Raw genomic sequence first — 20,870 nt, 5'->3', positions numbered from 1 at the left:
ACTGAGCTGCTGTTCTCCGGATCACTCAACGTGATCATTAGCGGGAAAGGGAGAGCCTAGGCCGGGATTTGAACCCGGGCTCTCGTCCTTACCAAGGACGCGCTTTACCGCTAAGCTACCCAGGCGCAGTCGTTCGTTGTCCGGAACCGACTTTAGGGGTTTCGATCCGGCTTCGGTCCCGGACCCGTCGGGCGGTGCCGTCGTGTTCAGCGGTCGGTCGCGCTGACGGCCCGATCGGAGATATCCGCGATCCGGTCGGCGGTCGTCTCGGGGAGTGCGCGTCCGGGTGGCGGGAACTCGCCGTCGTAGTCGGCGGCGAGCTCGCGGGCGTACTCGAGCAGCTCCGCGGGAGGGTCCCCGCCGACGGCCGTCGTCCCGGCGACGACGGCGAGCTCGAGAGCATCGACTTCGAGACTCCTATCGAGGGCGACCGCCGCTTCGGGAGCGATACCCTCCCGGTTACGCTGTGTCTGGTCCCGGCCGAACGCTCGGACGACCTCGACCGCCGCGCCGGCGGCACCGGTGTGTGACAAAAGCGAGAAGCCACGGGAGACGAGCACCTCGGCGGCGAGCACGTCCATATCCGCGTCGATGTCGGCTTCGGCGGTCGCCGCCGACTCCCAGGGCTCCTCGTGGGACAGGCGGCGCGTGAGCCGGAGCCCCTCGTAGATGAGCTGGACGCCGGCGGCCCGGTCGACGACGTCGTCGGGGTCTACGTCCGGGTCGAGCGCGCGCGCCGTCACGAGCGACAACACCCCGGGCGTCACCGCCGCGTCCGCGAGCAGGTCGTCGAGGGTCTCCCGGAGGTAGTCGGGCTCGATGTCCGCGAGCGCTTCGAGCGCGGCGTCACGCGCCCGCACGACGTCGTCCATTACTATCGCTTCGTTCGACAGGGAAGGGCAAAGACCTTTGGAAACCGCCCCCACCGGAGTCCATGGTTCGGAGTCACGGGGACGGCTCGGTCCGCGTCCTCACGCTGGATCGTCCCGAGAAACGGAACGCGCTCCGCCCGAACGACCTCTCCGAGCTGGCGGCGGCGGTCGAGGCGGCGACGGAGCCGGTCATCTACCTTCACGGTGCCGGATCGGCGTTCTGTGCCGGGGCCGACCTCGACGCCGTTTCCACGCTCGACGACCCCGCCGCGTTCGCCCGTTTGGGACAGCGGGTCGCGTCGACCCTTGCGAGCACGGACGCGGTCGTCGTCTGTGGCGTCGACGGCGCTGCTCGCGGTGGCGGCGTCGAGCTCGCGCTCGCGGCCGACGTCCGCGTCGCCACCCCCGACGCGACGTTCGCCGAACCGGGGGTCAGGTTCGGCCTGTTCGGTGCGTGGGGCGGAACCGTCCGGCTCCCGCGGGTGATGGGCGAGGGGAACGCCCTCGAGTTCGCCCTCTCGGGTCGCGTCCTCGACGCGGATGACGCGCTCCGAACCGGACTCGTCTCTCGCGTGAGTGCGGACCCCGAAGCCGTCGCCGCCGATATCGGGGCGGGAACGCCGGACGCGCTTCGCGTCGTAAAAACGCGGATCCGCGACCGCCGTGACGACGAGACCCAAGAGGCGGCCGAAGCGGCGGCGTTCGCGGACCTCGTCGAGGCACACGCGGATGCGATCCGACGATCGCGGTCGACGACCACGGAGGCGGCCGATGAGGTCGCCGACCGACGCGACGGCGGTGGCGACTCCGACACTCCTGAGTGAGCATACGCCGACGGCCCGCGGTTCGCTCGCGCCGATGTGACAGATTTAAATATCCGACGCGTTCACCTCGAATCGCGACGCACGCACCGGTAGTGTAGTGGTATCACGCAACCTTGCCATGGTTGCAACCCGAGTTCAAATCTCGGCCGGTGCACTCCTTTCAGTCGTTTCCCGGCCTGCCTCCCGCTCGCCGCGCTCGCGGGAGTCTCGGCCGTGCGCTATCGTTTCCGAAAGCGGACCGTTTAACCGTGGGAGGCGGGTTCCAACGAACGAATGGTGGAGATCCTTCTGGTCGTCGGGCTCGTCGTCGCGGCGTTCGTCGGATACAATATCGGCGGCGCGACGACCGGACCGGCGTTCGGTCCCGCCGTCGGCGCGGGCGTGATTTCGAAGGCAGGAGCGGCCGCGCTGATGTCCGTGTTCTTCTTCATCGGTGCCGGGACGCTCGGTCGGCGAGTCGTGGACACGCTCGGGGAAGACCTCATCACCCAGCCCGGGGTGTTCACGCTGGAATCGAGCATCGTCGTGCTGTTCTTCATCGGCGGCGCGCTGTTCGTCGGCAACTACTTCGGTGTCCCGGCGTCGACATCCATGACGGCGGTGGGCGCGATCGCCGGACTGGGAGTCGCGACGAGCAGCCTCGATCTGGCAGTGATGGGTTCGATCGCCATCTGGTGGCTCGTCGCGCCGATCATCGGCTTCTGGGTCTCCGGGGTCGTCGGCCGGTACTTCTACCCGCGGATCAATCGGTGGGTCGCGATCGACGGCACGGAGGGGCCGCTCTTGGAGTTCGATCGGTCCGGGCTCCTTCCCCGGCCCTCGCTCGGCCCGAACACGACCCGCCGCGAGGTCGTCGGCGCGGTGGTCGTCGTCGCGATCGGGTGTTTGATGGCGTTCTCCTCGGGCACCTCGAACATCGCGAACGCCATCGCCCCTCTCGTCGGGGCGGGTGTGGTCGAGATGAACCCCATGATCGTTCTCGGGAGCGCCGCCGTCGCGGTTGGCGCGTTCACCATCGCTCGCCGGACGCTCGACACTCTCGGGAACGATATCACGGACCTCCCGTTGACAGCCGCCATCGTCGTCGCCGTCGTCTCCTCCGGGATCGTCATCGGGCTCTCCGCGATCGGGATCCCCGCCTCGTTCGTCATCATCGCGACGATGTCTATCGTCGGGCTGGGGTGGGGGCGTGCCACCCGAACGGCGACGGTCTCCGAGGGGATCCGGGGCGAGGCGGAGACTAACGTCGCGGTCAGCGCGCTGGCTGCCGACGAGCCGGGCGACGAGGTCGTCGGGATCGGCGAGGAGGATCCCGACGATATCCCGGCAGCTACCGATCTGTTCGACCCTACGACCACCGCGCGAGTGGTCGTGTTACAGAACGTCGTCCCGCTGCTTTCGACTATCGGCGCGTTCGTGACCTTTTATCTCCTGTTTGGCTTTGTCTGGTGACGACGGGCCGACCGACGCCGAGTCCCCCTACCGCCCGAAGCGACGCTGTCGGTCCTGAAAGTCGAGGACTGCACGGAGGTAGTCGCGCCTCCGAAAATCCCGCCAGTTCACGTCCGTGAAGTAGAGTTCGGCGTACACCGACTGCCAGATCGCGAAGTCGGAGAGTCGCTCCGCACCGGTTTTGACGACGAGATCGGGCTCCGTCGGGAACACGAGCCGGTCGGCGATCTCGGCCTCGTCGATACCCTCCGGGTCGAGCTCGCCGTCGGCGACGTCCGTCGCGAGGTCACGGACTGCGGCGGCGAACTCGGCTTTCCCGCCGAGGCCGACGTTCACGCGGATCGGGGCCTCCGCGGGCTCCGTGTCGTCCGGGCCACGGACCGACATCGAGCGTGGGGCGTCGAGGCGGCGCAGCTCGCGGATCAGCGACGGGACGACCGCCTCGTCGAGCACAGACACCGAGACGGTCACGCGGTCCGCGCCGTACCCGAACGCCCACGTGAGCGCCGACCGCAACGTGTCGAACGCGCCGTCGGCCAGCAGGTCCCGCTCGGTGATGACGATCGCCACGTGCGCCGGGGGGTCGCCGTCGTGTAGCCGGTGGCGAACGGCGAGGTACGTGTCGTACAAACCCACGCCCGTCGCTCCACCGTCGAGATACATAAGTGACCGGTGGTCGTGTTCGCCCTCACGACGAGGGGTTTAATCCGCCATCGGTCGTATCGGGGGTGATGACCGACAGCTACCGTGGGGTGTTCGGCGCGATCCCCTACGCGATCCGGAACACCGACTCGTGGGCGATGCGGGTGTACGGCGTCGTCGGAGCGGTCGCGGCGGCGTTCATAACGCTCGTCGTCACCCTCGGGCTCGTGGTCTGGATGGGCGAAACCGCGGAGGTACAAAGCGGGACGTTCCTCTTTTCGCGCTCGTTGTACGTGATCGCCGGGTTCGCCGCCGTCGCGCCGCTTCTCGCCCCCTTGCTGTTCGTCGCGCGACGACATCGCCGTGACGATCGCGTCGCCGCCGGCTACGACCGGTGGCTCGCGGCCGCCGGGTTCGTTTTCCTCGTCTCGCTGTACCTCGGGATGGTGATCTCCGCACCTGCGGACCTGCGTGACCCGACGGACTCCGTCGTCGTTTCCGCGCTGTACGCGCTTCCACCGCGCGCTGGCTTCGCCCCCCCGATCGCCGGGGCCGGACTCGTGTTCCTGACGCACTTCCGGCTTCGGGACGCTGGGGACGCCGGAGAGGACGGGGAGGCTCCCGGAGCGTCGGACGACGAACGAGCCGGTGACCACCCCGGCAACAACGGAGAAGCCAACGAGAGCGACTGACCCGACAGCGACGATGTCGGGCCCTTGTTCCGCCTCGAAACCGGGAAATGACTCGACACCGTAGCGTCCATCGATGACCAACGAGAAGGAGAGCACGTTCCTCGTGACTCACGTCGAGTCCGACTCGGCCGTTCTCAAGGACGTTCATGACGGACAGGTACACACGCTGGGGTCGAACCCCGGACTCGCCGTCGACGACGCGGTCGAGGCGACGGTCGCGCCCGACCCGCCGCTGGAGGTGACGTATCAGGTGATCGAGGTCGACGAACGGCGCTCGCTGTCGATCGACCGGAGTGACGAGCCGCCGACCGTTCAGGAGCGCGAGCTCGCCGCGGACCTGCAACCCGGGGAGCTGGCGCGAGAGCCTCGGGCCGGGGTCGGCGAGATACACGTGCTGTGTCCGCCGGAGGGCGGGACGGAGGACGCGGTCGATGACGTGTTGGAGGACCGTGAGGGGACGTTGTCACGGGCGGCTCGGCTCGGCGTGAACCGGGTCGAGATCCGGTCGGAGCCCCGCGTACTCAGCGTCCGGTACCTTCCGTGACGAGGCGTGAGTCAGTGACGGATCGTCTGTCGGAGGCGTGTTTCATGCGTTCGGCCCCGCCGCGCTCTGGACACACCACCCGCCGTCGACCTCGCCGTCGTGGGTCTCGTACGCCACCTCCGTCCCTGCCGCTACGACCGCCGTCTCGGCTGGTTCGCCGTCGACGGTTATCGCTACGACCCGAAACGGGACGTCGGGGCTGTCGCCGCAGCACCCGACGTCGACGAACTCCTCGCGGACGTCCCCGACAGAGACGGTTCCGAGCACGCGACGGAAGTACCCCCGGTAGCGGTCGGTGTCTATTTGATCGCGGCCCCATCCGCTGAGCCCGTCCGGGTACGAGAGCACGACGCTGTCGGCCATCGGTTCACTCATACGGGCCCTTACGCGGCTGCCGGCAAAACCGATTTCGGCGCGACAGGCCGTCGGTCCTCCGAGATCGCATAACTCCCGGGAGGGGTCCGAGTGCATCGATTTCTTTCAGTCCCGGATATACAAAGGCTTATTCGGACCGAATAACGAACCCGTGTCATGGGAGCGATCGAGGTACCGGAGGTCGACTACACCGACTACTCCAACCGGCAGCTCGTGTTGGTTCCGTTGGCGGTGCTCGCCCTGGCGCTTCTGATCATCGGCGGGTGGTACTTCGTCACCGGCGCGCCGGCGAATCTCGGGCTGGAGTTCACCGGCGGCGTGGAGCTACGGATCGCCGACGACGGCGAGGGAGATCTCGGCGAACGGATCGACGCGGCGTTCGAACAGGAACCGGATTCCGTCCGGTCGATCCCGGCCGATGACGTGGTCGTGGTGACGTTCCAGGCGTCGGAGGACGACCCGGAGGGATTCGCGGGTGAGTTGGAGGATCAAGCGAACGACGCCGGACTGACGCTCGACGCCATCGACCAGGTGTCGGCGAGCTTCGCCGCCGACACCGCTCAGACCGCGATCTTCGGTGTCGGACTCGCGTTCCTCGGGATGAGCGTGCTCGTGTTCGCGCTGTTCCGGACGTTCATCCCGTCCGTCGCGGTCGTCGCCTCCGCGTTCTCGGACATCGTGATCCCCATCGCCGCGATGAACCTGCTGGGGATCGAGATGACGCTCGGGACGGTGGCGGCCCTCCTCATGATCATCGGATACAGCGTCGACTCGGACATCCTGTTGAACAACTCCGTGTTGCGTCGGACGGGCGACTTCTACGAGTCCGTCAGTCGGGCGATGCGGACCGGGGTGACGATGACCGTCACCTCGATGGCCGCCATGATCGTCATGGCGATCGTCGCGACGCTGTTCGGGATCGACCTCCTGCGTGACATCGGGATCATCCTCGCGATCGGGCTCGCGGCGGACATGATGAACACGTATCTGATGAACGTGACGTTACTTCGCTGGTACAAGTTCCAGGGGGTGAAACGCTGATGCTTCAACCGATCAAGGACAACTGGCGAATACTGCTGCTCGTGGTCGTCGTGATCGGCGCGTCCGTCGCGCTGTTCGTGCCGGCGTTCGGTCCGGACACCGCACCGGGCGAGGACGGCGCGGACGCCCGACAGGGGATCACGAACCTCCAGTACGGGCTGGATCTCGCCGGTGGAACCCGGATCCGCGCGCCGTTGATCGGCTACACCGCGACGAACGTCGAGTTCGCCGGCGAGAACACGGTCCAAGTCGCGAGCGATGTCGCCGCGGAGTTGGAGGGGGTATCCACACGCGACGTGACGGCCGAGCGACAGACCGAGGACGGCGGCGAGGTCGAGGTGACCGACAGCGACGTCTCCGAGGAACAGTTCCGCGCCGCGATGGACGCCTCCGGCTACGCGTACGGCGGGATCCGCAGCGGCGTCACGGAACAGACCCGCAACGCCGCCGAGGAGGTCATCCAGAACAAGGTCAACGAGTTCGGGCTTCAGGGGGGGAGCGTCCAACAGGTCCAGTCGATCACTGGCGAGTACTTCATCCTCATCGAGGTGCCCGGCGAGGACCGCCAGTACGTGATCGATCTGTTAGAGGAGCGCGGGACCGTCCAGATCGACATCGGCTATCCCGACGAGGAGGCGGAGGACGGCCTCGCGATAGAAGAGGAAGTGCTGATCCAGGACGACTTCATCAACATCGGGACCGCGAGTCGAAGCGAGGAGAGTGACGGCGCGTACGTCTCCGTCTCCGTGATCAACGAGGCCGCCGAGGGCGAGCGGTCGCCCGCGCACCGCTTCCAGGACGCCGTCGTCGACCGCGGGGTAGCGACCAACGCCGGTGGCGCGACGTGTACGTACATGCAGGAGCCGGTCGGCGAGTCGGTCGACTCCTGTCTGCTGCTCGTCGTCGACGGCGAGGTCGTCAACGCGTTCGGCATGCGGGATGACCTCGCGGAGAGCATGGTCTCCGGATCGTGGGCCGACACCGGCAACTTCCGGCTGACGACCACGTCCTACGCCGACGCCCAAGAGATCTCGATCAACCTACGCGCCGGTGCGCTCCCCGCCGAGCTCGACATCGCCGGGCAGGGGACCTCCTCGACCATCTCGGCCGCACAGGGTGAGAACTTCCGGCTCTACTCGATGATCACCGGCGTGTTCGCCATCTTCGCTGTGGCGGGAATGGTGTTCCTGCGGTACCGCGAGCCGAAGGTCGCCCTCCCGATGATCCTCACCGCGCTGGCGGAGGTGTACGCGCTGCTCGGCTTCGCGGCGCTCATCGGCTATCCGCTGGAGCTCGCGGTGATCGCCGGGTTCATCGCCGTGGTCGGGACCGGGGTCGACGACCTCGTGATCATCGCCGACGAGGTGATGAGCGAGGGCGACGTCAACTCCCGGAAGGTGTTCGACTCACGGTTCAGACGGGCGTTCTGGGTGATCGGCGCGGCCGCCGCGACGACGATCATCGCGATGTCACCGTTGATGGTGCTTTCCCTGGGTGATCTCTCCGGGTTCGCCATCTTCACCGTCCTCGGCGTGCTGGTCGGCGTGTTCATCACTCGCCCGGCGTACGGCGATATCCTCCGGCGGCTGCTGACGGTCCGGTAGCTCCGCCGGGTTCCAGGCGGCGATCGCCGACCCGCGTCTTTAACTCCCGACGGACGCGACCCGACGGTATGCTCGTCGTCGTCTCCGACACACACAGCACCGACGATCACCGGCTTCGTGGACGGACTCGCGAGGCGGTCCACGAGGCGGAGACGGTCGTCCATGCGGGGGATTTCTATCGGGAACCCGTCCTCAACGCGTTCGAGTCGGCCACGAACCGGCTCCGTGCGGTGTTCGGCAACAACGACGGGGCTGCGATCCGCGAGCGACTCCCCGAGATCCGCACCGTCGAGTACGCGGGCGTTCGGTTCGCGGTGACACACCGTCACCGCAGCGGCGACACCGGCCTCGTCATGCTCGGTCGAGGGCGGGATGCGGACGCCGTGATCTGCGGTCACAGCCACCGGCCACGCTTCGACGACTCGACCGGCCTGCCGATACTGAACCCCGGAAGCCACGCACAGCCGCGCGGAAACCGGCCCGCACACGCCGAACTCGATCCGAACGACGGGGGACTCGACGGGCGGTTAGTCTCCCCCGACGGCGACGTCTTCGAGACGTTCCGTATCGAGCCGTAGCGAGTGCACCCCCGATGCTCGAACCGGAGCGACGCGTGTCCGTCCTCGTCGGTTCGAGACGAGAACGCGAGGGCGACCCCCGATCCGGCCGAGTGAAGGGGTGAGGAAGGAGTGGAGGTCGGATGCGAAGCGACCGAAAGCGGGGGGTCGACGGGATGTCGATCCGCGAACGCGATCCGGTGAGACCGCCCGAACGGGTGTGGGTCCCGGCGTGCGGCGTCGGTGGCGGGCCGAAGCGGGGGTCGCAACGACCACTCGTGCCGGAGACGTATTATAGGTGTTCGAGGCACAAACGTCCGTTTTAGTCACGCACGAGTATGGCGGTCGGATCGGGATACTCCCGCGCGTGAACGCTGTCGAAACGCCTAACTCGATGCCGACGGATCTCGGAGTATGACCTCGGTCGATCTGCTCCCGATCCTCGTTTTAACGGTTCTACTCGGCCTGTTCTTCTTCGGATTCCTCCTCGTGCGCCGGACTCTGATGGGGCTCCGCGAGGGGTACGAGGACGGCCAGGAGTAACGATGGTCGTCGTTACGACCCTGACGTTCCTCGTTGCCGGCGTTGCCAGCCTGTTCATGGCGTGGTCGATCGGCGCGGGATCGTCCGGTTCGACCCCGTTCGCGCCGGCGGTCGGTGCCAACGCCATCTCGGTGATGCGAGCCGGGCTCGTCGTCGGCGTGCTCGGGTTCCTCGGTGCGGTGTTACAGGGCGCGAACGTCACGGAAGCGGTCGGGACGGAGCTGATCGGAGGTGTCACGCTCACGGCCGGGGCGGCGATCGTCGCGCTGCTCACAGCGGCGGTGCTCGTTGCCATCGGCGTGTTCGCGGGGTATCCGATCGCGACGGCGTTCACCGTCACCGGCGCGGTCGTCGGCGTCGGCCTCGCGCTCGGCGGCGACCCGGCATGGGGGAAGTACGCCGAGATCCTCACGCTGTGGGTGCTTACCCCGTTCGTCGGCGGCGGCGTCGCCTACGCGGTCGCCCGCGCCCTCATCGGCGACCGGTTCCCCGAGCGTGCGCTCACGGCGGGACTCGCCGGTCTCGTCGGCGTTATCCTCGCGAACGTCGGGTTCGCGCTCCTCGGGCCGGCCGGCGAACAGGCCTCCATCGCGGCCACGGTCGGTATCGGTCTCGGGCTCCCGGACGGAACCGGGACCCCGCTCGTCTCGGTCGCCATCGCCGTGCTCGTCGCCGGGACTGTGTACCTCGACATCGGGCGGGACCGGGCGGGCGCACAGCGTCGATTCCTGCTCGCGATGGGCGGGCTGGTCGCGTTCTCCGCGGGGGGATCGCAGGTCGGGCTCGCGATCGGACCCCTCGTCCCGATCTTCGGCGATGTCGACGTGCCGCTGTGGGCGCTGCTGGTCGGCGGCGGCCTCGGCTTGCTCGCCGGGTCGTGGACCGGCGCGCCGCGGATGATCAAGGCGATCGCACAGGACTACGCGTCCATGGGTCCGCGCCGGTCGATCGCCGCGCTCATCCCCTCGTTCGCGATCGCGCAGGCGGCCGTGGCGTTCGGGATCCCGGTGTCGTTCAACGAGATCATCGTCTCGGCGATCGTCGGTGCCGGCTACGCCGCCGGCGACGCCGGTGTGAGCCGGTCGAAGATGGGGTACACGGTGCTCGCGTGGGTCGCGTCGCTCGTCGGGTCGTTGGTGCTCGGCTTCGGCGTCTACTCGGCAGTTCGGTTGGTGTTCTGATCCGCGATCCAGTCGACGGTCCGGCAGGAGAGCCGCCCGCGACGACGGCCTTACTCGTCGGAATACGTCGGTAGCCGCCCCGACCGCGCGCTTCCGTCGATGAACGGCAGCTCCGCCCGGGTCGCTTCGATCTCGGTCCCGTCGACACGGACCCCGACCGTGTCCGTGGCGTCGTCGAAGCCGACGAGCGCGAGCGCGAGCGGGTCGCCGGAGTCCGGGCCGACCGCCGCGCGCGTCACCGACCCGATGGCCTCGTCGCCGTCGAAGACGGCCGCGCCGGTCGCCGGCAGTCGCTCCGCCACCGCGCCCGGCTCCGCGTCTCGGTCGAGCCGTGACAGCTCCTCGCGGAGGCCGTCGAGACGGAGCCCGACGAGCCGGCGGCTCGGTCGACCCTGGTTCTCGACGCGGGAGACGACCTCCTGGCCGACGTAACACCCTTTCTCGAAGTCGAGCGCGTTTCGGATCCCGAGGACGTTCGGGACGACCCCTTCGAGCTCGTACTCGAACAGGGGGGTCCCCGCCTCTAGGCTCAACGCGTCCCACGTCCGGTAGCCGAACGGGGCCGCGTTGAGCCCGCGGTTGATCAGGGTGTCGAACAGCTCGGGGGCGTCGGCGGCCGCACAGACGACCTCGTACCCCTCCTCGCCGAGCGGCGCGTCGGTCGCGATCACCGTGACGCCGGCATCGACCATCGACCCGCGGACGAACGTCAGCGGCTCCTCCGGCGCGCCGGCCCCGTTCAGCACCGAGGCTACTTTCTCCGTCGATTTCGGGCCATGAACGCCGAACACGCCGAGATCGGCCGAGATGTCCTCGATGGCAACGTCTTGGATGAACGTCTTGCTCGCCCAGTCCTCCCGGACCGGTTCCGCTCGTTCGGGGGGGAGGAAGACGAGCAGCCGTTCGTCTGCGTTGTACACGTACATGTCCGTCTCGATCCCGCCTTGCGGATCGAGCAACAGGGCGTACACGCCGCGGCCGTCCGTGTCGGGGACGCGATTGGTGACGGCGTTATCGACGAATTCGACGCGGTCCGCGCCGGTGACGGCGAGCACGCCGTACCCCATTTCGATGGTTCCGACGACGTTCCGGACCGCCTTCCCGACGCGCTCCGGCCTCCCGTAGTGGTCGACGACCCTCCGGTCGCTTCGGTCGCGGTAGCTCGCGCCGTGATCGACGTGGGCGTCGGAGACGAGCGTCATGTCCGGACCGAGGCGGGGGAACGGCAAAAGGTCGCGGGTGTCGGTCTCGGTCGGGACTGGCGGGTCGACGACCTTCCCGACGCTACAACCCGAGTCGGTCGCGGATCGCGTCGACGATGCCGCCGGTCGGCTCCTCGTCGTCCGCTTCGGGGTCGGGAACCACCCGGTCGTGCGGGTACACCCGAACCCTGTCGCCGCTCTCGACGGTGATCAGCGAGTCGGCCTTCAGCGCCGAGAGGGCGTCCTCTATCGCGTCGATGTCGGCGTCGACCGCGGCGCGGAGCTCCAACACGGTCATCCCCTCGTCACCGCGGTCGACGAGCGCGTCCAGCACCGCGACCTCGACGTCCGGACGGTCGCGATACTCCGGCTTTGCGGCCATATCCATGGCTTCGTCGGGGTGGGGTTTACGTCTACCGGCAGTCGCGGGCGTCCGGCGTTGCCCGGTGATCCGAGGTCACCGGATCAGTCGCGAACAGGTCCCACAGAGGTTCTCCTCTTTGACGTCGACTTCGCGGACGGTCGGCGAGAACGACATCACACACTTGCTGTTGTCGCAGTGTTCGAGCCCGAGCGTATGGCCGATCTCGTGAACGACCTCCTTGCGAACGCGGTCGGAGAACACGTCGATCGCCGGCTTCGTCGACACGCCGCCGTCCGAGGAGGTTCGAAGTCGGTGCGTAGAGATAACGGAGCCGCTTCCGTTGAGGTACGCCAGCCCGAACACGTAGTTTCGTCGGCGGTAATAGAGGTCGCGCGGCGTGATCCCGATGTTCTTCTCTCCGCTCCCGACGCGTCCGACGACCTCGATGAGGTCTTCCGCGCGGTACTGGTCTCGTCCCGCGTCGTACGCGCTCTCCGGCACTGCCTGGTCGTCGTGGACCGTGACGTCGCAGTCGTATACCAACCGGAGCGCGGCGGAAGCCTCCCGCTTCACGCGCGGAGTGACTTCCCCGACGGGGACGATGTCCACGAGCATGGAACCGCTTTTGACCGCGGCGGTCATAAACCCCGCGACGTGGTATCCCCTTCGCGTCGTGCGCTCGTCGACGAACTCGGCCGATACGACCGACTGCTGGAGATCGGGATCGGGACACGCCCCGGTGTCGCCCGGGCGCTTGCCGACCGCGGGCGAGACGTGGTCGCGATCGATGTCGCCGACGTCGCCGATGCCGCCGACGGTCACTCCTCCGAGTCGCCCGGGTCGCTCCGGTTCTATCGGGCCGACATCGTCGCGCTCGCCGCGGCCCCCGACCCCCCGTCGGCGCTCGCCGACGCCATCGCTGATGGGGTGACGACCGATCCCACGGGGTTCGACGCGGTGTACGCGCTCAACCTCCCCGCGGAGCTCCAGCGGCCGACGGTCACGCTCGCTCGCGCGCTCGGGGCGACGTGCCTGTTCACCACGCTCGGGTTCGAACAGCCGGTCGTCGCCGTGGAGCCGAAGTCGCTGGCGGGATCGACCGTGTTCGTCGTCCGGCCGCCGGACGGGGACGTACAGCCGACGGACCACGACGTGTCGCCGCCGTAGAGGCCGGTCGTCGCTGCGGGGACCGATCGCCGCCGTCGTCGGGAGAATTATCGTTCCGAGATCCGAACGTTCATGGCCTCCGCCGGCTGGCGTACGGGTATGCAGGTCGACGCAGTCGTCCTCGACATCGACGGGGTGTTGGTCGACGTCGCGGACTCGTATCGACGGGCGATCATCGAGGCGGTCGACCGGGTGTGCGGGAAGAGCATCGACCGCGAGGCCGTCCAGTCGTTCAAGAACGCCGGCGGGTTCAACGACGACTGGGAGCTGACCGACGCGGCCGCGCTGTTCGTGTTGGCCCGGCGCGAAGGGCTCCGGATGGACGTCGAGGAGTTCACGGACCGAATCGCCGCGGACGACGACGGCGGGATCGAGGCGGCCAAACGCGTCGTCGCCGAGCTCCCGAGCGTGGCGCAGGCGCGGGTCCGCGACCAGTGGGACACCGATCGCCTCCGCGACACCTTTCAGGCCCTGTACCTCGGCGAGGAGCTGTACCGCGAGCTCGAGGGCGGCGATCCGCCGGTGTCCGCCCCGGGGTACATCACCGACGAGGCGACGCTCGTCGACCCCGACACGATCGATCACCTCACCGACCGCTTCGCGGTGGGCGTCTTGACCGGTCGTCCGGCGGCAGAGGCCGAGATCGCCTTGGAACGCGTCGGTCTCGACATCCCCGACGCTCACCGCATCACGATGGACGACCCCGAGGCCGGCAAGCCCGACCCGGAGGGGTTGATCGCGCTCGCCGACCGGCTGGACGCCGAGCGGGTCGCGTTCGCCGGCGACACCCTCGATGACGTCCGGACAGCGCGACATGCCGATCGAACCGACGACGACCGAGTGTACTACGGGATCGGCGTCCTCACCGGCGGACTGACGGGCGAGGACGGTCGTCGCGCGTTCAGCGCGGACGGGGCCGATGCGGTGCTCGACGACGTGAACGGACTGGTCGACCTCCTCGAAGCCGTCGACCCCTGAGATCGGGTGCTGCCCCTGCTTCCGACGAAAGTTTATAAGTAACTCCCGCAGGTCGAACCTCACACGCCGAAACCAGACGTTTGAGGGGCCGCCCGCTGGTTATCACGACCGATACTCGCGCACGAACCTTCATATATACTTGCCACCTCTCTTAAACTAACCAGCAGCCGAGCGATCGGGGGATCGGTTCGGGTCGACGGCGGCCCCGCTCCCGCTACCGTTCGCCGGCATGAGACTGGCGCACATCAATGAATTATCACAACATCTTCGGCAACGACGACCGCGCAGTGAGTCCCGTTATAGGCGTCATTCTCATGGTCGCCATCACGGTCATCCTCGCGGCGGTCATCGGGACGTTCGTCCTCGGACTCGGCGACTCGCTGGGCGACAACCAGCCGACCGCACAGCTGAGCGTCGATGTCGGTGAGGACGGTACTGACGGCACGATAACCGTCGAACACAACGGCGGCGACGCCATCGCGAGCGGTGACCTCCGTATCGTCGTCTCGGACGCCACGAACAGCACTCAGGCGACCGGACAGTTCGACGAGCGGTTCAGTGTCGGCGACACGGAGTCGGGGACGTTCGATATCAATCACGATGAGGGGGCGAGCAGCGACATCCGCGTCCGGATCATTCACACGCCGAGCGACTCGATCCTCCTCGACCGGACGTTTGAGGTCGATGGGATCGACTCCGTTGATGGGGATATCGACTCGTTCACCTTCGACTAACGGGGTTCTTTTCGATTCACAGTGAGTCGATTACTTATATACTGAGTTCGGGCGTCCTCGTCGGATACTTATATATTACCGACGACGCTGGAGGAACGTAGCCGAAGCTCTACACACCGCAACCGCACCTCACGCCTCCCCAGCCTCGTCGTCGTCGGCCTCGCTCCGCTCGGCCGCCGCCGACTCCCTCGTGCGGACGGTTCGCGCCCTCCGGGCGCTCACCGGCGCACGCCACCCCACGAGTTGGTATAAATACCCGTCAGCGTCGCTCCCGATCACTTCTATCCCATCTCGCCACAGCCCGTGTGCGATATCCACGCCCGAAATCGCTTATAAATAGCGACGCCGGTCGCCTATCGGGTTCGAGAGTGGGCCTTGCCGGATTTGAACCGGCGATCACTCCGTTATGAGCGGAGGGCTTTGAGCCAGACTAAGCTAAAGGCCCGCCACGACCCCGGATAAACGAGGGACGTTCTTTAGCCTACCGCATTCCCCGGGGCCGTCCGCCGGACGCAGTGGCGCCTGCCGACGGTCGTCGTACTGGATCGCGGTCAGGAACGATGCGTCCGTGACTATGGCGACGTAAGAGGAGGCGCCGAAGCCAGGACTCGAACCTGGGACCGCCTCGTTAACAGCGAGGCGCTCTACCAACTGAGCTACTTCGGCTCGTTTCGCAGTACTCGACTGGTTTTGATAGGGCTTTCGTTTCCGCCCGACTTCGGAAGGTCCGTCGTTTCAGCCCGGAGTGGCCCCCCGACCGACACGCTTTCGGCCGGACCGCGAGAACGCCGACCATGGCCGAACTCGACGCCGTGCTGTCGCGCGTCCGCGAACGCGTCCTCCCCGACCCCGAGGAACGCGACCGGTTGCGGGCGACCGCCGCCACGCTCACCGACCGGACCCGCGAGGCGATCGACGAGCTCCCGGTAGAGGCAGACGTGGTTCAGGTGGGGTCGACGGCCCGCGGGACGTGGGTCTCCGGCGACCGCGACATCGACCTGTTCGTCCGGTTCCCTGCCGACCTCGACCGCGCGGAGTTGGAGGAGTACGGCCTCGCGGTCGGTCACGCGGTCCTCCCGGACGGCCACGAGGAATACGCCGAACACCCGTACGTGAAAGGGGTGTACGACGGGTTCGACGTCGACCTCGTCCCCTGTCACGACGTCGACGCCGCGAGCGATCTGGTCTCCGCGGTCGACCGCACGCCGTTCCACGACGCGTACCTCACCGAGCGGCTCGACGACGAGCTCGCGGCCGACGTGGTCCTCGCGAAGGCGTTCCTCAAGGGGATCGGCGCGTACGGGAGCGACCTCCGGACCGAGGGGTTCTCCGGCTATCTGACGGAGCTGCTCGTCGCGGAGCTCGGCGGGTTCGTCCCCCTCGTCGAGTCCGCGCGCAGCTGGCACCCTCCGATGGAGTTCGACCCCGAGGGGCACGCCGAGCGGACGTTCGACGACGCCCTCGTCGTCGTCGATCCGACCGATCCGACTCGGAACGTGGCGGCGGTGCTGTCGGCCGCGAACCTCGCGCGGTTCCAACACTACGCCCGCGACCTGCTCGCGAACCCCCGCGAGTCGCTGTTCCGCCCGCCGGAGTACGAGCCGCTCACCGCCGCCGAAGTGCGCGATCACCTCGATCGGCGAGCGGCGGTTCCCGTGGCGGTCGTCTTCGACGCCCCCGATCTGGTCGACGACCAGCTGTGGCCCCAGCTCCGCCGATCGCTCGACGGGGTCGTCCGCGGGCTGAACGACCGCGGGTTCGACGTCCTGCGCGAACAGGCGATGGTCGACGACGAGGGCGACCGAGCGGCGCTGTACGCCGAAGTCGAGACGGCGACTCGCCCGGCGGTGGTCCGCCACGAGGGGCCGCCGGTCGCCGTCCGGAAACACGCCGCGGACTTCTACGAGTCGTACGCGGACGACGTCGACCCCGACACGTACGGCCCGTTTATCGACGGCGACCGATACGTCGTCGAGCGGGAGCGCGAGTTCACCACGGTTCGCGGCTACCTCGAGAGCGACGCGGCGGCCGACGTCGCGCTCGGCGCGCGGGTCGAACCCGCGTTCGCGGGGCGCGACGTGCTCGTCGGCGACGCCGTCGCGACGCTCGCCGACGGGTTCGGAACCGCACTCCGCCGGTTCTACGAGCCACACCCGTGACTCCGTCCGCTAACGCCCCTCTCACGTCCGCCAGCCCTCTCACGTCCGCCAGCCCTCTCACGTCCGCCAGTCCTCTCACACCTGCCACCCCGGTCGTCGGCCGGGCCGCCGTGCTGGCTACCGGCCCGGGTCGCGGTCAGTCCACGTACCGGGCGAACAGGTAGTAGACGACGGCGAGGACGGCGGCGAGAACGATCCCGAGCCCGGTGAAGGCGGCCGCGAGCCGGGGAAACACCATCCAGAACGCGATGTAAAACGAGAAGGCGAACGCGAACAGCGCGGCGATCACTACCCCACGCGTCGGGTTCTGAACCGCGGCGACGAACACCCGTTGCGGGAGCGACAGGTCGGCGAAGTCGACCTCGCCGACCGCGTCCGGATCGGGGGTCGGAGCCGCTTCCTCGCGGGCGTCGTCGGACTCCCCGATCACCGATCGCTTCCCGTCCGAGTCGTCGCCGTCGTCAGTCACGCTCGCGAGTACGGTCCGTATCCGCCTGTATCTATCGTTCGACGTACGATCCTGCGCCCACCGTCGTCCCCGACCACACCGGAGGTCAGCTGATGGCGAGACCGAGACTCGACCCGGCGAGGAGCGCGGCGACCGCAGCGACGACGCTACCGACGGCGAACCGCGTCGCGACGACGGGTTCTCCGCGCTCCGCGGTCATCACGGTCTCGACGGCGAACGAGGAGAACGTCGTGAACGCGCCACAGAACCCGACACCGACCGCGAGTCCGACGACGGAGTCGACCGGCGCGGCGATCACTGCACCGAGCGCGAAGCTCCCGGCCGTGTTGACGACGACGAGCGACCACCGGCTCTGAATCCTTAACGCGACCGCGTGGCGAGCCACCGCGCCCAGTGCTCCGCCGAGACCGACAGCCATCGCGGCGACGAGCGACCCCGTCACCGTCGCCTCCCGACGGTCAGTCCGGCGACCGCCGCAGCGAACCCCGCTCCGTAGCTGACGAGGACGTATCCCGTCCCCGCTATCGTACCGAATGTGATCGCGTCGGCGGCGAACGCGCTGTACGTCGTGAACGAGGAGATGAAGCCGGTTGCGACGAACAGCCGGACTCGGACGGTCAGCGTCCGTGTCACGGCAACCCCGAGCAGGAAACACCCGATGACGTTCACGAGGAGGGTCCCGATCCCAGTCACGTCGCCGCTCGCGACGTCGACGGCGTACCGTGTTACGGCCCCGAGGAACCCGCCGACTGCGACAATCCCGGCCCCGACGACCGTCCGTTCCATGTCCGACCGGTCGCCGTCGCCGGTGTTGTGCGTTCCGATCGTTCCGGCGGGTCGTGAGCCGATCGGAGCCGCTCAGTCGGCGTCGATGTCGACGCCGCTGGCCGCCGGGCTCCCGCCGCCGTGTGGCGTTCGTCGCCGCCGTATCCGGAGGGTGTGTGCCGTCTCCGTCGCGTCGTCGACGACGAGCGCCTCGCCGGTCCCCGTCGGTAGTTTGGCGGCGAGGTCGCCGGCGAGGTACGTCGCCTCCGCGTCCGCGAGCCGCTCGACGTCCGGCGCGGCGGTGAGCCGATGCGCCACGAGGAGGTCGGACTGCGAGACGGCTACGCTCGGGAGCGCCCCGGGCCGCTGGGTGGCACAGACCACTGACACCCCGGGAGCTCGCCCGCGAGTCAGAAGCGTCCGGAGCGCGGGGTCGGCCACGCCGCCGAAGAAGGCGTGTGCCTCGTCGATCAGGAGCCACGGTAGCCGCGCCGTCTCGCCGTCGATACGCGCGTCGTAGAGGCCGCGAGCGACCGCCCTGACGACCGCGGCCGCCGGCGCTTCGGGCACGCCGGCGAGGTCGATCACCGTCGGCTTCCCGTCCCGGGCGAACGACGCTACCGGCGGTGCCTCGGCGTCGAACACCCCCCACGAGTCCGCCAGCCGGAGATGGTTCCCGACCGCCCGCCGTGTCGCCGCGGGTGCGTCGGCTTCGGTTACCGAGTGTCGGAGCCCGTCGATCGACGGTGACTCCCCGTCGTCGCGTCCGTCGACCGCGTCGGCGACGACCTGCCACAGCAGGCTTCCGGGGCCGCTCGTGGGGTCGAGACCGACGAGATCCGGCCAGACCGCGGGCGGGATCGCTTCGGGTCGAACGCGCGGTTCCATCACTCGCCCGCCGACTGCCGTCAGTCCGCCGAACACGCCCATCGGGTCGACGACGACCGGGGCCACCCCGGGGCTGTCGGCGAGCCCCTCGGCCAGGACGCCGAGCGTGTACGACTTCCCCGTTCCGCGCTTGCCGAACACCACCGCGGCGTGCGGGTTCTCCACGTCCAGTCCGACGGCGGCCCCCTCGCTCCCGTCACGCGCGAGGAACGCCCCGAGGTGGACGGTCGGGGGACCCGTCGATCCGGACCCGTCCGCGGCTTCCGCTTCCCCAGTGCCGCCGTCGACGGGTCTCCCGCCGCCGCTCTCGTCGCCCCCGCCGGCCGAGTCCTCGCGTCCGATCACGTCCATACGCGGTCTGACCGCGGTATCGTATATAACTCGTCGTTCGCTACTCAGGCTTGGGAGCATACGGCTGCCATCGAACCGACCGAACCCATCGACGTCGTGGCCGACCGTTTATATACGATACCGCGGCCAGGCGGTCGTATGTTCGATACGACATCCGACGCGTCACGGTCCGACCGTTCCTTCCTCGCCGACAGCCGCGCGATCGAGGGGTTGCCGGTCAGACTGGTGATCGCGCTCGTCGTCGGCGTCGCGAGTCTCAGCGTGATGATGGGAATGATCGGGAGTATCGACGGGCTCGTCGCGACCGAGCTCGACGCGCAGCCGCAACCGGAGGTGACGACGCCCGGGAGCCAGGCCATCGATGTCGCCGTCGTCGACCCCGACGGGACGCGCGTCTCCGACGCCACCGTCATCGTCCGCAGCGGCTCCGCGCGGATCGACGGCGTCGCGACGGCGAGAACCGACGGTGACGGGATCGCGACGGTCGATATCGACCCCGAGCTCGGTCCGAACCAGTCGGACGGGACGCTCTCGATCGAGATCAAGCCGCCGGCGGGAAGCGACTACGTCGATGAACGCGAGAACACGTCGGTGCTGGTCGTTGAGGATTAGATCCGGTCGTCCCAGTCGATCCACTCCTGCTCCCAGCCGGTCCGCGCGAACTGTCCCTGTCGCTCGATCTCCGCGTCCTCGCGCCGACTGCGGTTGCGTTCGACCCCGGCCTGTTCACCGTCGACGAGCATCGGATCGAGCCGAACCGGGCCGGCCTCCTCGACGGTACCGAACCCGTCCGGCGCGGGGTCCGCCTCGTCGACGACTTCCCCATCCGCGGGCTCGATGGCGGCGATGGTCTGTTCGACCGTCCCGCGCGGATACACGATCCGGCCGCCGTCAACGAGCTGGTCGCGCAGCGCCCGCGGCGGGGTGACGACCGCCGCTTCCACGAGGATCCGGTCGTACGGCGCGTACTCGGGGAGCCCCCTAGCACCGTCCCGACGGTCGACCAGCACGGCGTCGTAACCGGCCTCGGCGAGGTTCGAGCGCGCCGTGGTGACTGCCCCCCTGTCGATGTCGACCGCGTGGACATGGCGTGGGCCGGCGATCTCCGCGAGCGTCGCGGCGGTGTAGCCGATCCCCGCCCCGACGACGAGGACGTCGTCGCCCTCCGCGGCGTCGATCGCCGTCAGCAGTCGCGCCACGGTCGCCGGGGCGAGCGCTCGCGACCGTTCCTCCTCGCTCGCACGGTTCGCGTACGGGGCGTCCTCGACGAACGTCTCCCGCGGAACCGATTGGAGCGCCGCCAGCACGGACCCGCCGAGCGGCTCGCCGATCTGATGTTCGAGCCCCTCGATCATGTCCGCGCGGAGCGCCGCTTCGTCCATACCCCACTTGGGTCGTCGGAGGGCTAAAACTGCACGCTCTTCCGTCCCGTCTGACTGCCGTCCCGACACCGGGGCCACCGTATC

Annotated in this window: 25 protein-coding genes and 4 tRNA genes; 15 read left to right on the top strand and 14 right to left on the bottom strand. The window is 68.4% G+C overall.

What is annotated here, in order from left to right; translation table 11 throughout:
* Nucleotides 1–53 precede the first annotated feature (53 nt).
* Nucleotides 54–125, bottom strand: a tRNA-Thr gene (locus ACZ5TV_RS05245).
* A gap of 81 nt (nt 126–206) precedes the next feature.
* Nucleotides 207–872, bottom strand: coding sequence for a DUF7114 family protein (locus tag ACZ5TV_RS05240; RefSeq protein ID WP_379779834.1), 666 nt, complete (start codon nt 870–872; stop codon nt 207–209).
* 62 nt (nt 873–934) lie between these two features.
* Between ACZ5TV_RS05240 and ACZ5TV_RS05235 the strand changes: the two genes are divergently transcribed.
* The 3 genes from ACZ5TV_RS05235 (at nt 935) to ACZ5TV_RS05225 (ending at nt 3,148) form a co-directional block, all read left to right on the top strand.
* Entirely contained in the window at nt 935–1,696 is a 762-nt protein-coding gene (locus tag ACZ5TV_RS05235) for an enoyl-CoA hydratase/isomerase family protein (protein ID WP_464384196.1), read from the top strand.
* An 83-nt stretch (nt 1,697–1,779) separates the two neighbouring features.
* Nucleotides 1,780–1,850 (top strand) — tRNA-Gly (locus ACZ5TV_RS05230).
* Between the two features lie 119 nt (nt 1,851–1,969).
* On the top strand, nt 1,970–3,148 hold the full coding sequence (locus ACZ5TV_RS05225) for an inorganic phosphate transporter (RefSeq protein WP_379782721.1): 1,179 nt from the start codon (nt 1,970–1,972) through the stop codon (nt 3,146–3,148).
* 27 nt (nt 3,149–3,175) lie between these two features.
* Here the strand turns inward: ACZ5TV_RS05225 and ACZ5TV_RS05220 are convergent, their stop codons facing one another.
* Nucleotides 3,176–3,784 (bottom strand): undecaprenyl diphosphate synthase family protein, encoded by a 609-nt coding sequence (locus ACZ5TV_RS05220; RefSeq protein ID WP_464384195.1) that lies wholly within the window; start codon nt 3,782–3,784, stop codon nt 3,176–3,178.
* A gap of 95 nt (nt 3,785–3,879) precedes the next feature.
* Between ACZ5TV_RS05220 and ACZ5TV_RS05215 the strand changes: the two genes are divergently transcribed.
* Complete coding sequence (locus ACZ5TV_RS05215) at nt 3,880–4,482, top strand: hypothetical protein (RefSeq protein ID WP_379781805.1); 603 nt, start codon at nt 3,880–3,882, stop codon at nt 4,480–4,482.
* Between the two features lie 73 nt (nt 4,483–4,555).
* Nucleotides 4,556–5,026, top strand: a complete 471-nt coding sequence (locus ACZ5TV_RS05210) for a DUF5812 family protein (protein ID WP_379781803.1) — start codon at nt 4,556–4,558, stop codon at nt 5,024–5,026.
* A 42-nt stretch (nt 5,027–5,068) separates the two neighbouring features.
* Here ACZ5TV_RS05210 and ACZ5TV_RS05205 read toward each other — a convergent pair whose 3' ends face one another.
* Nucleotides 5,069–5,401 carry a hypothetical protein gene (locus tag ACZ5TV_RS05205; protein WP_379781801.1) on the bottom strand — a complete coding sequence of 111 codons (333 nt, stop codon included), beginning with the start codon at nt 5,399–5,401 and terminating at the stop codon, nt 5,069–5,071.
* Between the two features lie 156 nt (nt 5,402–5,557).
* Between ACZ5TV_RS05205 and secF the strand changes: the two genes are divergently transcribed.
* The 5 genes from secF (at nt 5,558) to ACZ5TV_RS05180 (ending at nt 10,327) form a co-directional block, all read left to right on the top strand.
* Nucleotides 5,558–6,442, top strand: coding sequence for a protein translocase subunit SecF (gene secF, locus ACZ5TV_RS05200; protein ID WP_379781799.1), 885 nt, complete (start codon nt 5,558–5,560; stop codon nt 6,440–6,442).
* Nucleotides 6,442–8,046 carry a preprotein translocase subunit SecD gene (locus ACZ5TV_RS05195; RefSeq protein WP_379781797.1) on the top strand — a complete coding sequence of 535 codons (1,605 nt, stop codon included), beginning with the start codon at nt 6,442–6,444 and terminating at the stop codon, nt 8,044–8,046. Before secF ends, ACZ5TV_RS05195 begins: the two co-directional genes overlap by 1 nt.
* A 68-nt stretch (nt 8,047–8,114) precedes the next feature.
* Nucleotides 8,115–8,624, top strand: coding sequence for a metallophosphoesterase (locus ACZ5TV_RS05190; RefSeq protein WP_379781795.1), 510 nt, complete (start codon nt 8,115–8,117; stop codon nt 8,622–8,624).
* A 393-nt stretch (nt 8,625–9,017) separates the two neighbouring features.
* On the top strand, nt 9,018–9,146 hold the full coding sequence (locus ACZ5TV_RS05185) for a DUF7859 family protein (RefSeq protein ID WP_379781793.1): 129 nt from the start codon (nt 9,018–9,020) through the stop codon (nt 9,144–9,146).
* Between the two features lie 2 nt (nt 9,147–9,148).
* Nucleotides 9,149–10,327 carry an anion permease gene (locus ACZ5TV_RS05180; protein WP_464384194.1) on the top strand — a complete coding sequence of 393 codons (1,179 nt, stop codon included), beginning with the start codon at nt 9,149–9,151 and terminating at the stop codon, nt 10,325–10,327.
* 50 nt (nt 10,328–10,377) lie between these two features.
* On the opposite strand, the gene ygfZ is transcribed toward ACZ5TV_RS05180, so the two are convergent.
* The 3 genes from ygfZ to ACZ5TV_RS05165 all read right to left on the bottom strand — a co-directional run bounded on the left by ygfZ (nt 10,378) and on the right by ACZ5TV_RS05165 (nt 12,508).
* Complete coding sequence (gene ygfZ / locus ACZ5TV_RS05175) at nt 10,378–11,529, bottom strand: CAF17-like 4Fe-4S cluster assembly/insertion protein YgfZ (protein WP_464384193.1); 1,152 nt, start codon at nt 11,527–11,529, stop codon at nt 10,378–10,380.
* Nucleotides 11,530–11,611: 82 nt separating this feature from the next.
* Nucleotides 11,612–11,911 carry a DUF6432 family protein gene (locus ACZ5TV_RS05170; protein ID WP_379783434.1) on the bottom strand — a complete coding sequence of 100 codons (300 nt, stop codon included), beginning with the start codon at nt 11,909–11,911 and terminating at the stop codon, nt 11,612–11,614.
* A gap of 75 nt (nt 11,912–11,986) precedes the next feature.
* On the bottom strand, nt 11,987–12,508 hold the full coding sequence (locus tag ACZ5TV_RS05165; protein WP_379783436.1) for an archaemetzincin family Zn-dependent metalloprotease: 522 nt from the start codon (nt 12,506–12,508) through the stop codon (nt 11,987–11,989).
* Between the two features lie 39 nt (nt 12,509–12,547).
* On the opposite strand from ACZ5TV_RS05165, the gene ACZ5TV_RS05160 reads away from it, so the two are divergent.
* The 3 genes from ACZ5TV_RS05160 (at nt 12,548) to ACZ5TV_RS05150 (ending at nt 14,772) form a co-directional block, all read left to right on the top strand.
* Complete coding sequence (locus ACZ5TV_RS05160; RefSeq protein WP_464384192.1) at nt 12,548–13,060, top strand: UPF0146 family protein; 513 nt, start codon at nt 12,548–12,550, stop codon at nt 13,058–13,060.
* A gap of 99 nt (nt 13,061–13,159) precedes the next feature.
* Entirely contained in the window at nt 13,160–14,038 is an 879-nt protein-coding gene (locus tag ACZ5TV_RS05155) for a TIGR01548 family HAD-type hydrolase (RefSeq protein WP_379783409.1), read from the top strand.
* A 248-nt stretch (nt 14,039–14,286) separates the two neighbouring features.
* Nucleotides 14,287–14,772: a type IV pilin domain-containing protein gene (locus ACZ5TV_RS05150; RefSeq protein WP_417448544.1), complete on the top strand. Its 486-nt coding sequence runs from the start codon at nt 14,287–14,289 to the stop codon at nt 14,770–14,772.
* Between the two features lie 369 nt (nt 14,773–15,141).
* On the opposite strand, the gene ACZ5TV_RS05145 is transcribed toward ACZ5TV_RS05150, so the two are convergent.
* A tRNA-Ile gene (locus tag ACZ5TV_RS05145) sits at nt 15,142–15,217 on the bottom strand.
* A gap of 148 nt (nt 15,218–15,365) precedes the next feature.
* Nucleotides 15,366–15,438 (bottom strand) — tRNA-Asn (locus ACZ5TV_RS05140).
* A gap of 128 nt (nt 15,439–15,566) precedes the next feature.
* Between ACZ5TV_RS05140 and cca the strand changes: the two genes are divergently transcribed.
* Nucleotides 15,567–16,931 (top strand): CCA tRNA nucleotidyltransferase, encoded by a 1,365-nt coding sequence (gene cca / locus ACZ5TV_RS05135; RefSeq protein WP_464384191.1) that lies wholly within the window; start codon nt 15,567–15,569, stop codon nt 16,929–16,931.
* A gap of 136 nt (nt 16,932–17,067) precedes the next feature.
* Here cca and ACZ5TV_RS05130 read toward each other — a convergent pair whose 3' ends face one another.
* The 4 genes from ACZ5TV_RS05130 to ACZ5TV_RS05115 form a co-directional block, all read right to left on the bottom strand.
* Nucleotides 17,068–17,400 (bottom strand): hypothetical protein, encoded by a 333-nt coding sequence (locus tag ACZ5TV_RS05130; protein WP_379783679.1) that lies wholly within the window; start codon nt 17,398–17,400, stop codon nt 17,068–17,070.
* Nucleotides 17,401–17,485: 85 nt separating this feature from the next.
* Nucleotides 17,486–17,842, bottom strand: coding sequence for a fluoride efflux transporter FluC (locus ACZ5TV_RS05125; protein ID WP_379783677.1), 357 nt, complete (start codon nt 17,840–17,842; stop codon nt 17,486–17,488).
* A complete protein-coding gene (locus tag ACZ5TV_RS05120) occupies nt 17,839–18,186 on the bottom strand; it encodes a fluoride efflux transporter FluC (protein ID WP_379783675.1) in 348 nt (115 codons plus the stop codon). The genes ACZ5TV_RS05125 and ACZ5TV_RS05120 overlap by 4 nt, the downstream gene beginning before the upstream one ends.
* Nucleotides 18,187–18,258: 72 nt before the next feature.
* Nucleotides 18,259–19,404 carry an ATP-binding protein gene (locus ACZ5TV_RS05115; RefSeq protein ID WP_464384190.1) on the bottom strand — a complete coding sequence of 382 codons (1,146 nt, stop codon included), beginning with the start codon at nt 19,402–19,404 and terminating at the stop codon, nt 18,259–18,261.
* 138 nt (nt 19,405–19,542) lie between these two features.
* On the opposite strand from ACZ5TV_RS05115, the gene ACZ5TV_RS05110 reads away from it, so the two are divergent.
* Nucleotides 19,543–20,016 (top strand): DUF7382 domain-containing protein, encoded by a 474-nt coding sequence (locus ACZ5TV_RS05110; RefSeq protein ID WP_379781599.1) that lies wholly within the window; start codon nt 19,543–19,545, stop codon nt 20,014–20,016.
* Here ACZ5TV_RS05110 and ACZ5TV_RS05105 read toward each other — a convergent pair.
* Nucleotides 20,013–20,786: a protein-L-isoaspartate O-methyltransferase family protein gene (locus ACZ5TV_RS05105; protein ID WP_379781597.1), complete on the bottom strand. Its 774-nt coding sequence runs from the start codon at nt 20,784–20,786 to the stop codon at nt 20,013–20,015. The two genes, ACZ5TV_RS05110 and ACZ5TV_RS05105, sit on opposite strands and share 4 nt — an antisense overlap.
* Between the last annotated feature and the right edge of the window lie 84 nt (nt 20,787–20,870).

The organism is Halorubrum tibetense, from assembly GCF_055396225.1.
Note: the sequence above shows the minus strand (reverse complement) of the source record. Positions and strands in the feature narration are given on the sequence as shown.

What these genes read in the sequence shown, in the direction of transcription:
- cca (WP_464384191.1), top strand. Translation starts at nt 15,567, where the DNA reads ATGGCCGAACTCGACGCCGTGCTGTCGCGCGTCCGCGAACGCGTCCTC.
- ACZ5TV_RS05110 (WP_379781599.1), top strand. Translation starts at nt 19,543, where the DNA reads ATGTTCGATACGACATCCGACGCGTCACGGTCCGACCGTTCCTTCCTC.
- ACZ5TV_RS05190 (WP_379781795.1), top strand. Translation starts at nt 8,115, where the DNA reads ATGCTCGTCGTCGTCTCCGACACACACAGCACCGACGATCACCGGCTT.
- ACZ5TV_RS05195 (WP_379781797.1), top strand. Translation starts at nt 6,442, where the DNA reads ATGCTTCAACCGATCAAGGACAACTGGCGAATACTGCTGCTCGTGGTC.
- ACZ5TV_RS05205 (WP_379781801.1), bottom strand. Translation starts at nt 5,401, where the DNA reads ATGAGTGAACCGATGGCCGACAGCGTCGTGCTCTCGTACCCGGACGGG.
- ACZ5TV_RS05210 (WP_379781803.1), top strand. Translation starts at nt 4,556, where the DNA reads ATGACCAACGAGAAGGAGAGCACGTTCCTCGTGACTCACGTCGAGTCC.
- ACZ5TV_RS05240 (WP_379779834.1), bottom strand. Translation starts at nt 872, where the DNA reads ATGGACGACGTCGTGCGGGCGCGTGACGCCGCGCTCGAAGCGCTCGCG.
- ACZ5TV_RS05215 (WP_379781805.1), top strand. Translation starts at nt 3,880, where the DNA reads ATGACCGACAGCTACCGTGGGGTGTTCGGCGCGATCCCCTACGCGATC.
- ACZ5TV_RS05170 (WP_379783434.1), bottom strand. Translation starts at nt 11,911, where the DNA reads ATGGCCGCAAAGCCGGAGTATCGCGACCGTCCGGACGTCGAGGTCGCG.
- ACZ5TV_RS05115 (WP_464384190.1), bottom strand. Translation starts at nt 19,404, where the DNA reads ATGGACGTGATCGGACGCGAGGACTCGGCCGGCGGGGGCGACGAGAGC.
- ACZ5TV_RS05155 (WP_379783409.1), top strand. Translation starts at nt 13,160, where the DNA reads ATGCAGGTCGACGCAGTCGTCCTCGACATCGACGGGGTGTTGGTCGAC.
- ACZ5TV_RS05105 (WP_379781597.1), bottom strand. Translation starts at nt 20,786, where the DNA reads ATGGACGAAGCGGCGCTCCGCGCGGACATGATCGAGGGGCTCGAACAT.
- ygfZ (WP_464384193.1), bottom strand. Translation starts at nt 11,529, where the DNA reads ATGACGCTCGTCTCCGACGCCCACGTCGATCACGGCGCGAGCTACCGC.
- ACZ5TV_RS05185 (WP_379781793.1), top strand. Translation starts at nt 9,018, where the DNA reads ATGACCTCGGTCGATCTGCTCCCGATCCTCGTTTTAACGGTTCTACTC.
- ACZ5TV_RS05235 (WP_464384196.1), top strand. Translation starts at nt 935, where the DNA reads ATGGTTCGGAGTCACGGGGACGGCTCGGTCCGCGTCCTCACGCTGGAT.
- ACZ5TV_RS05150 (WP_417448544.1), top strand. Translation starts at nt 14,287, where the DNA reads ATGAATTATCACAACATCTTCGGCAACGACGACCGCGCAGTGAGTCCC.
- ACZ5TV_RS05180 (WP_464384194.1), top strand. Translation starts at nt 9,149, where the DNA reads ATGGTCGTCGTTACGACCCTGACGTTCCTCGTTGCCGGCGTTGCCAGC.
- ACZ5TV_RS05165 (WP_379783436.1), bottom strand. Translation starts at nt 12,508, where the DNA reads ATGCTCGTGGACATCGTCCCCGTCGGGGAAGTCACTCCGCGCGTGAAG.
- ACZ5TV_RS05225 (WP_379782721.1), top strand. Translation starts at nt 1,970, where the DNA reads ATGGTGGAGATCCTTCTGGTCGTCGGGCTCGTCGTCGCGGCGTTCGTC.
- secF (WP_379781799.1), top strand. Translation starts at nt 5,558, where the DNA reads ATGGGAGCGATCGAGGTACCGGAGGTCGACTACACCGACTACTCCAAC.
- ACZ5TV_RS05120 (WP_379783675.1), bottom strand. Translation starts at nt 18,186, where the DNA reads ATGGAACGGACGGTCGTCGGGGCCGGGATTGTCGCAGTCGGCGGGTTC.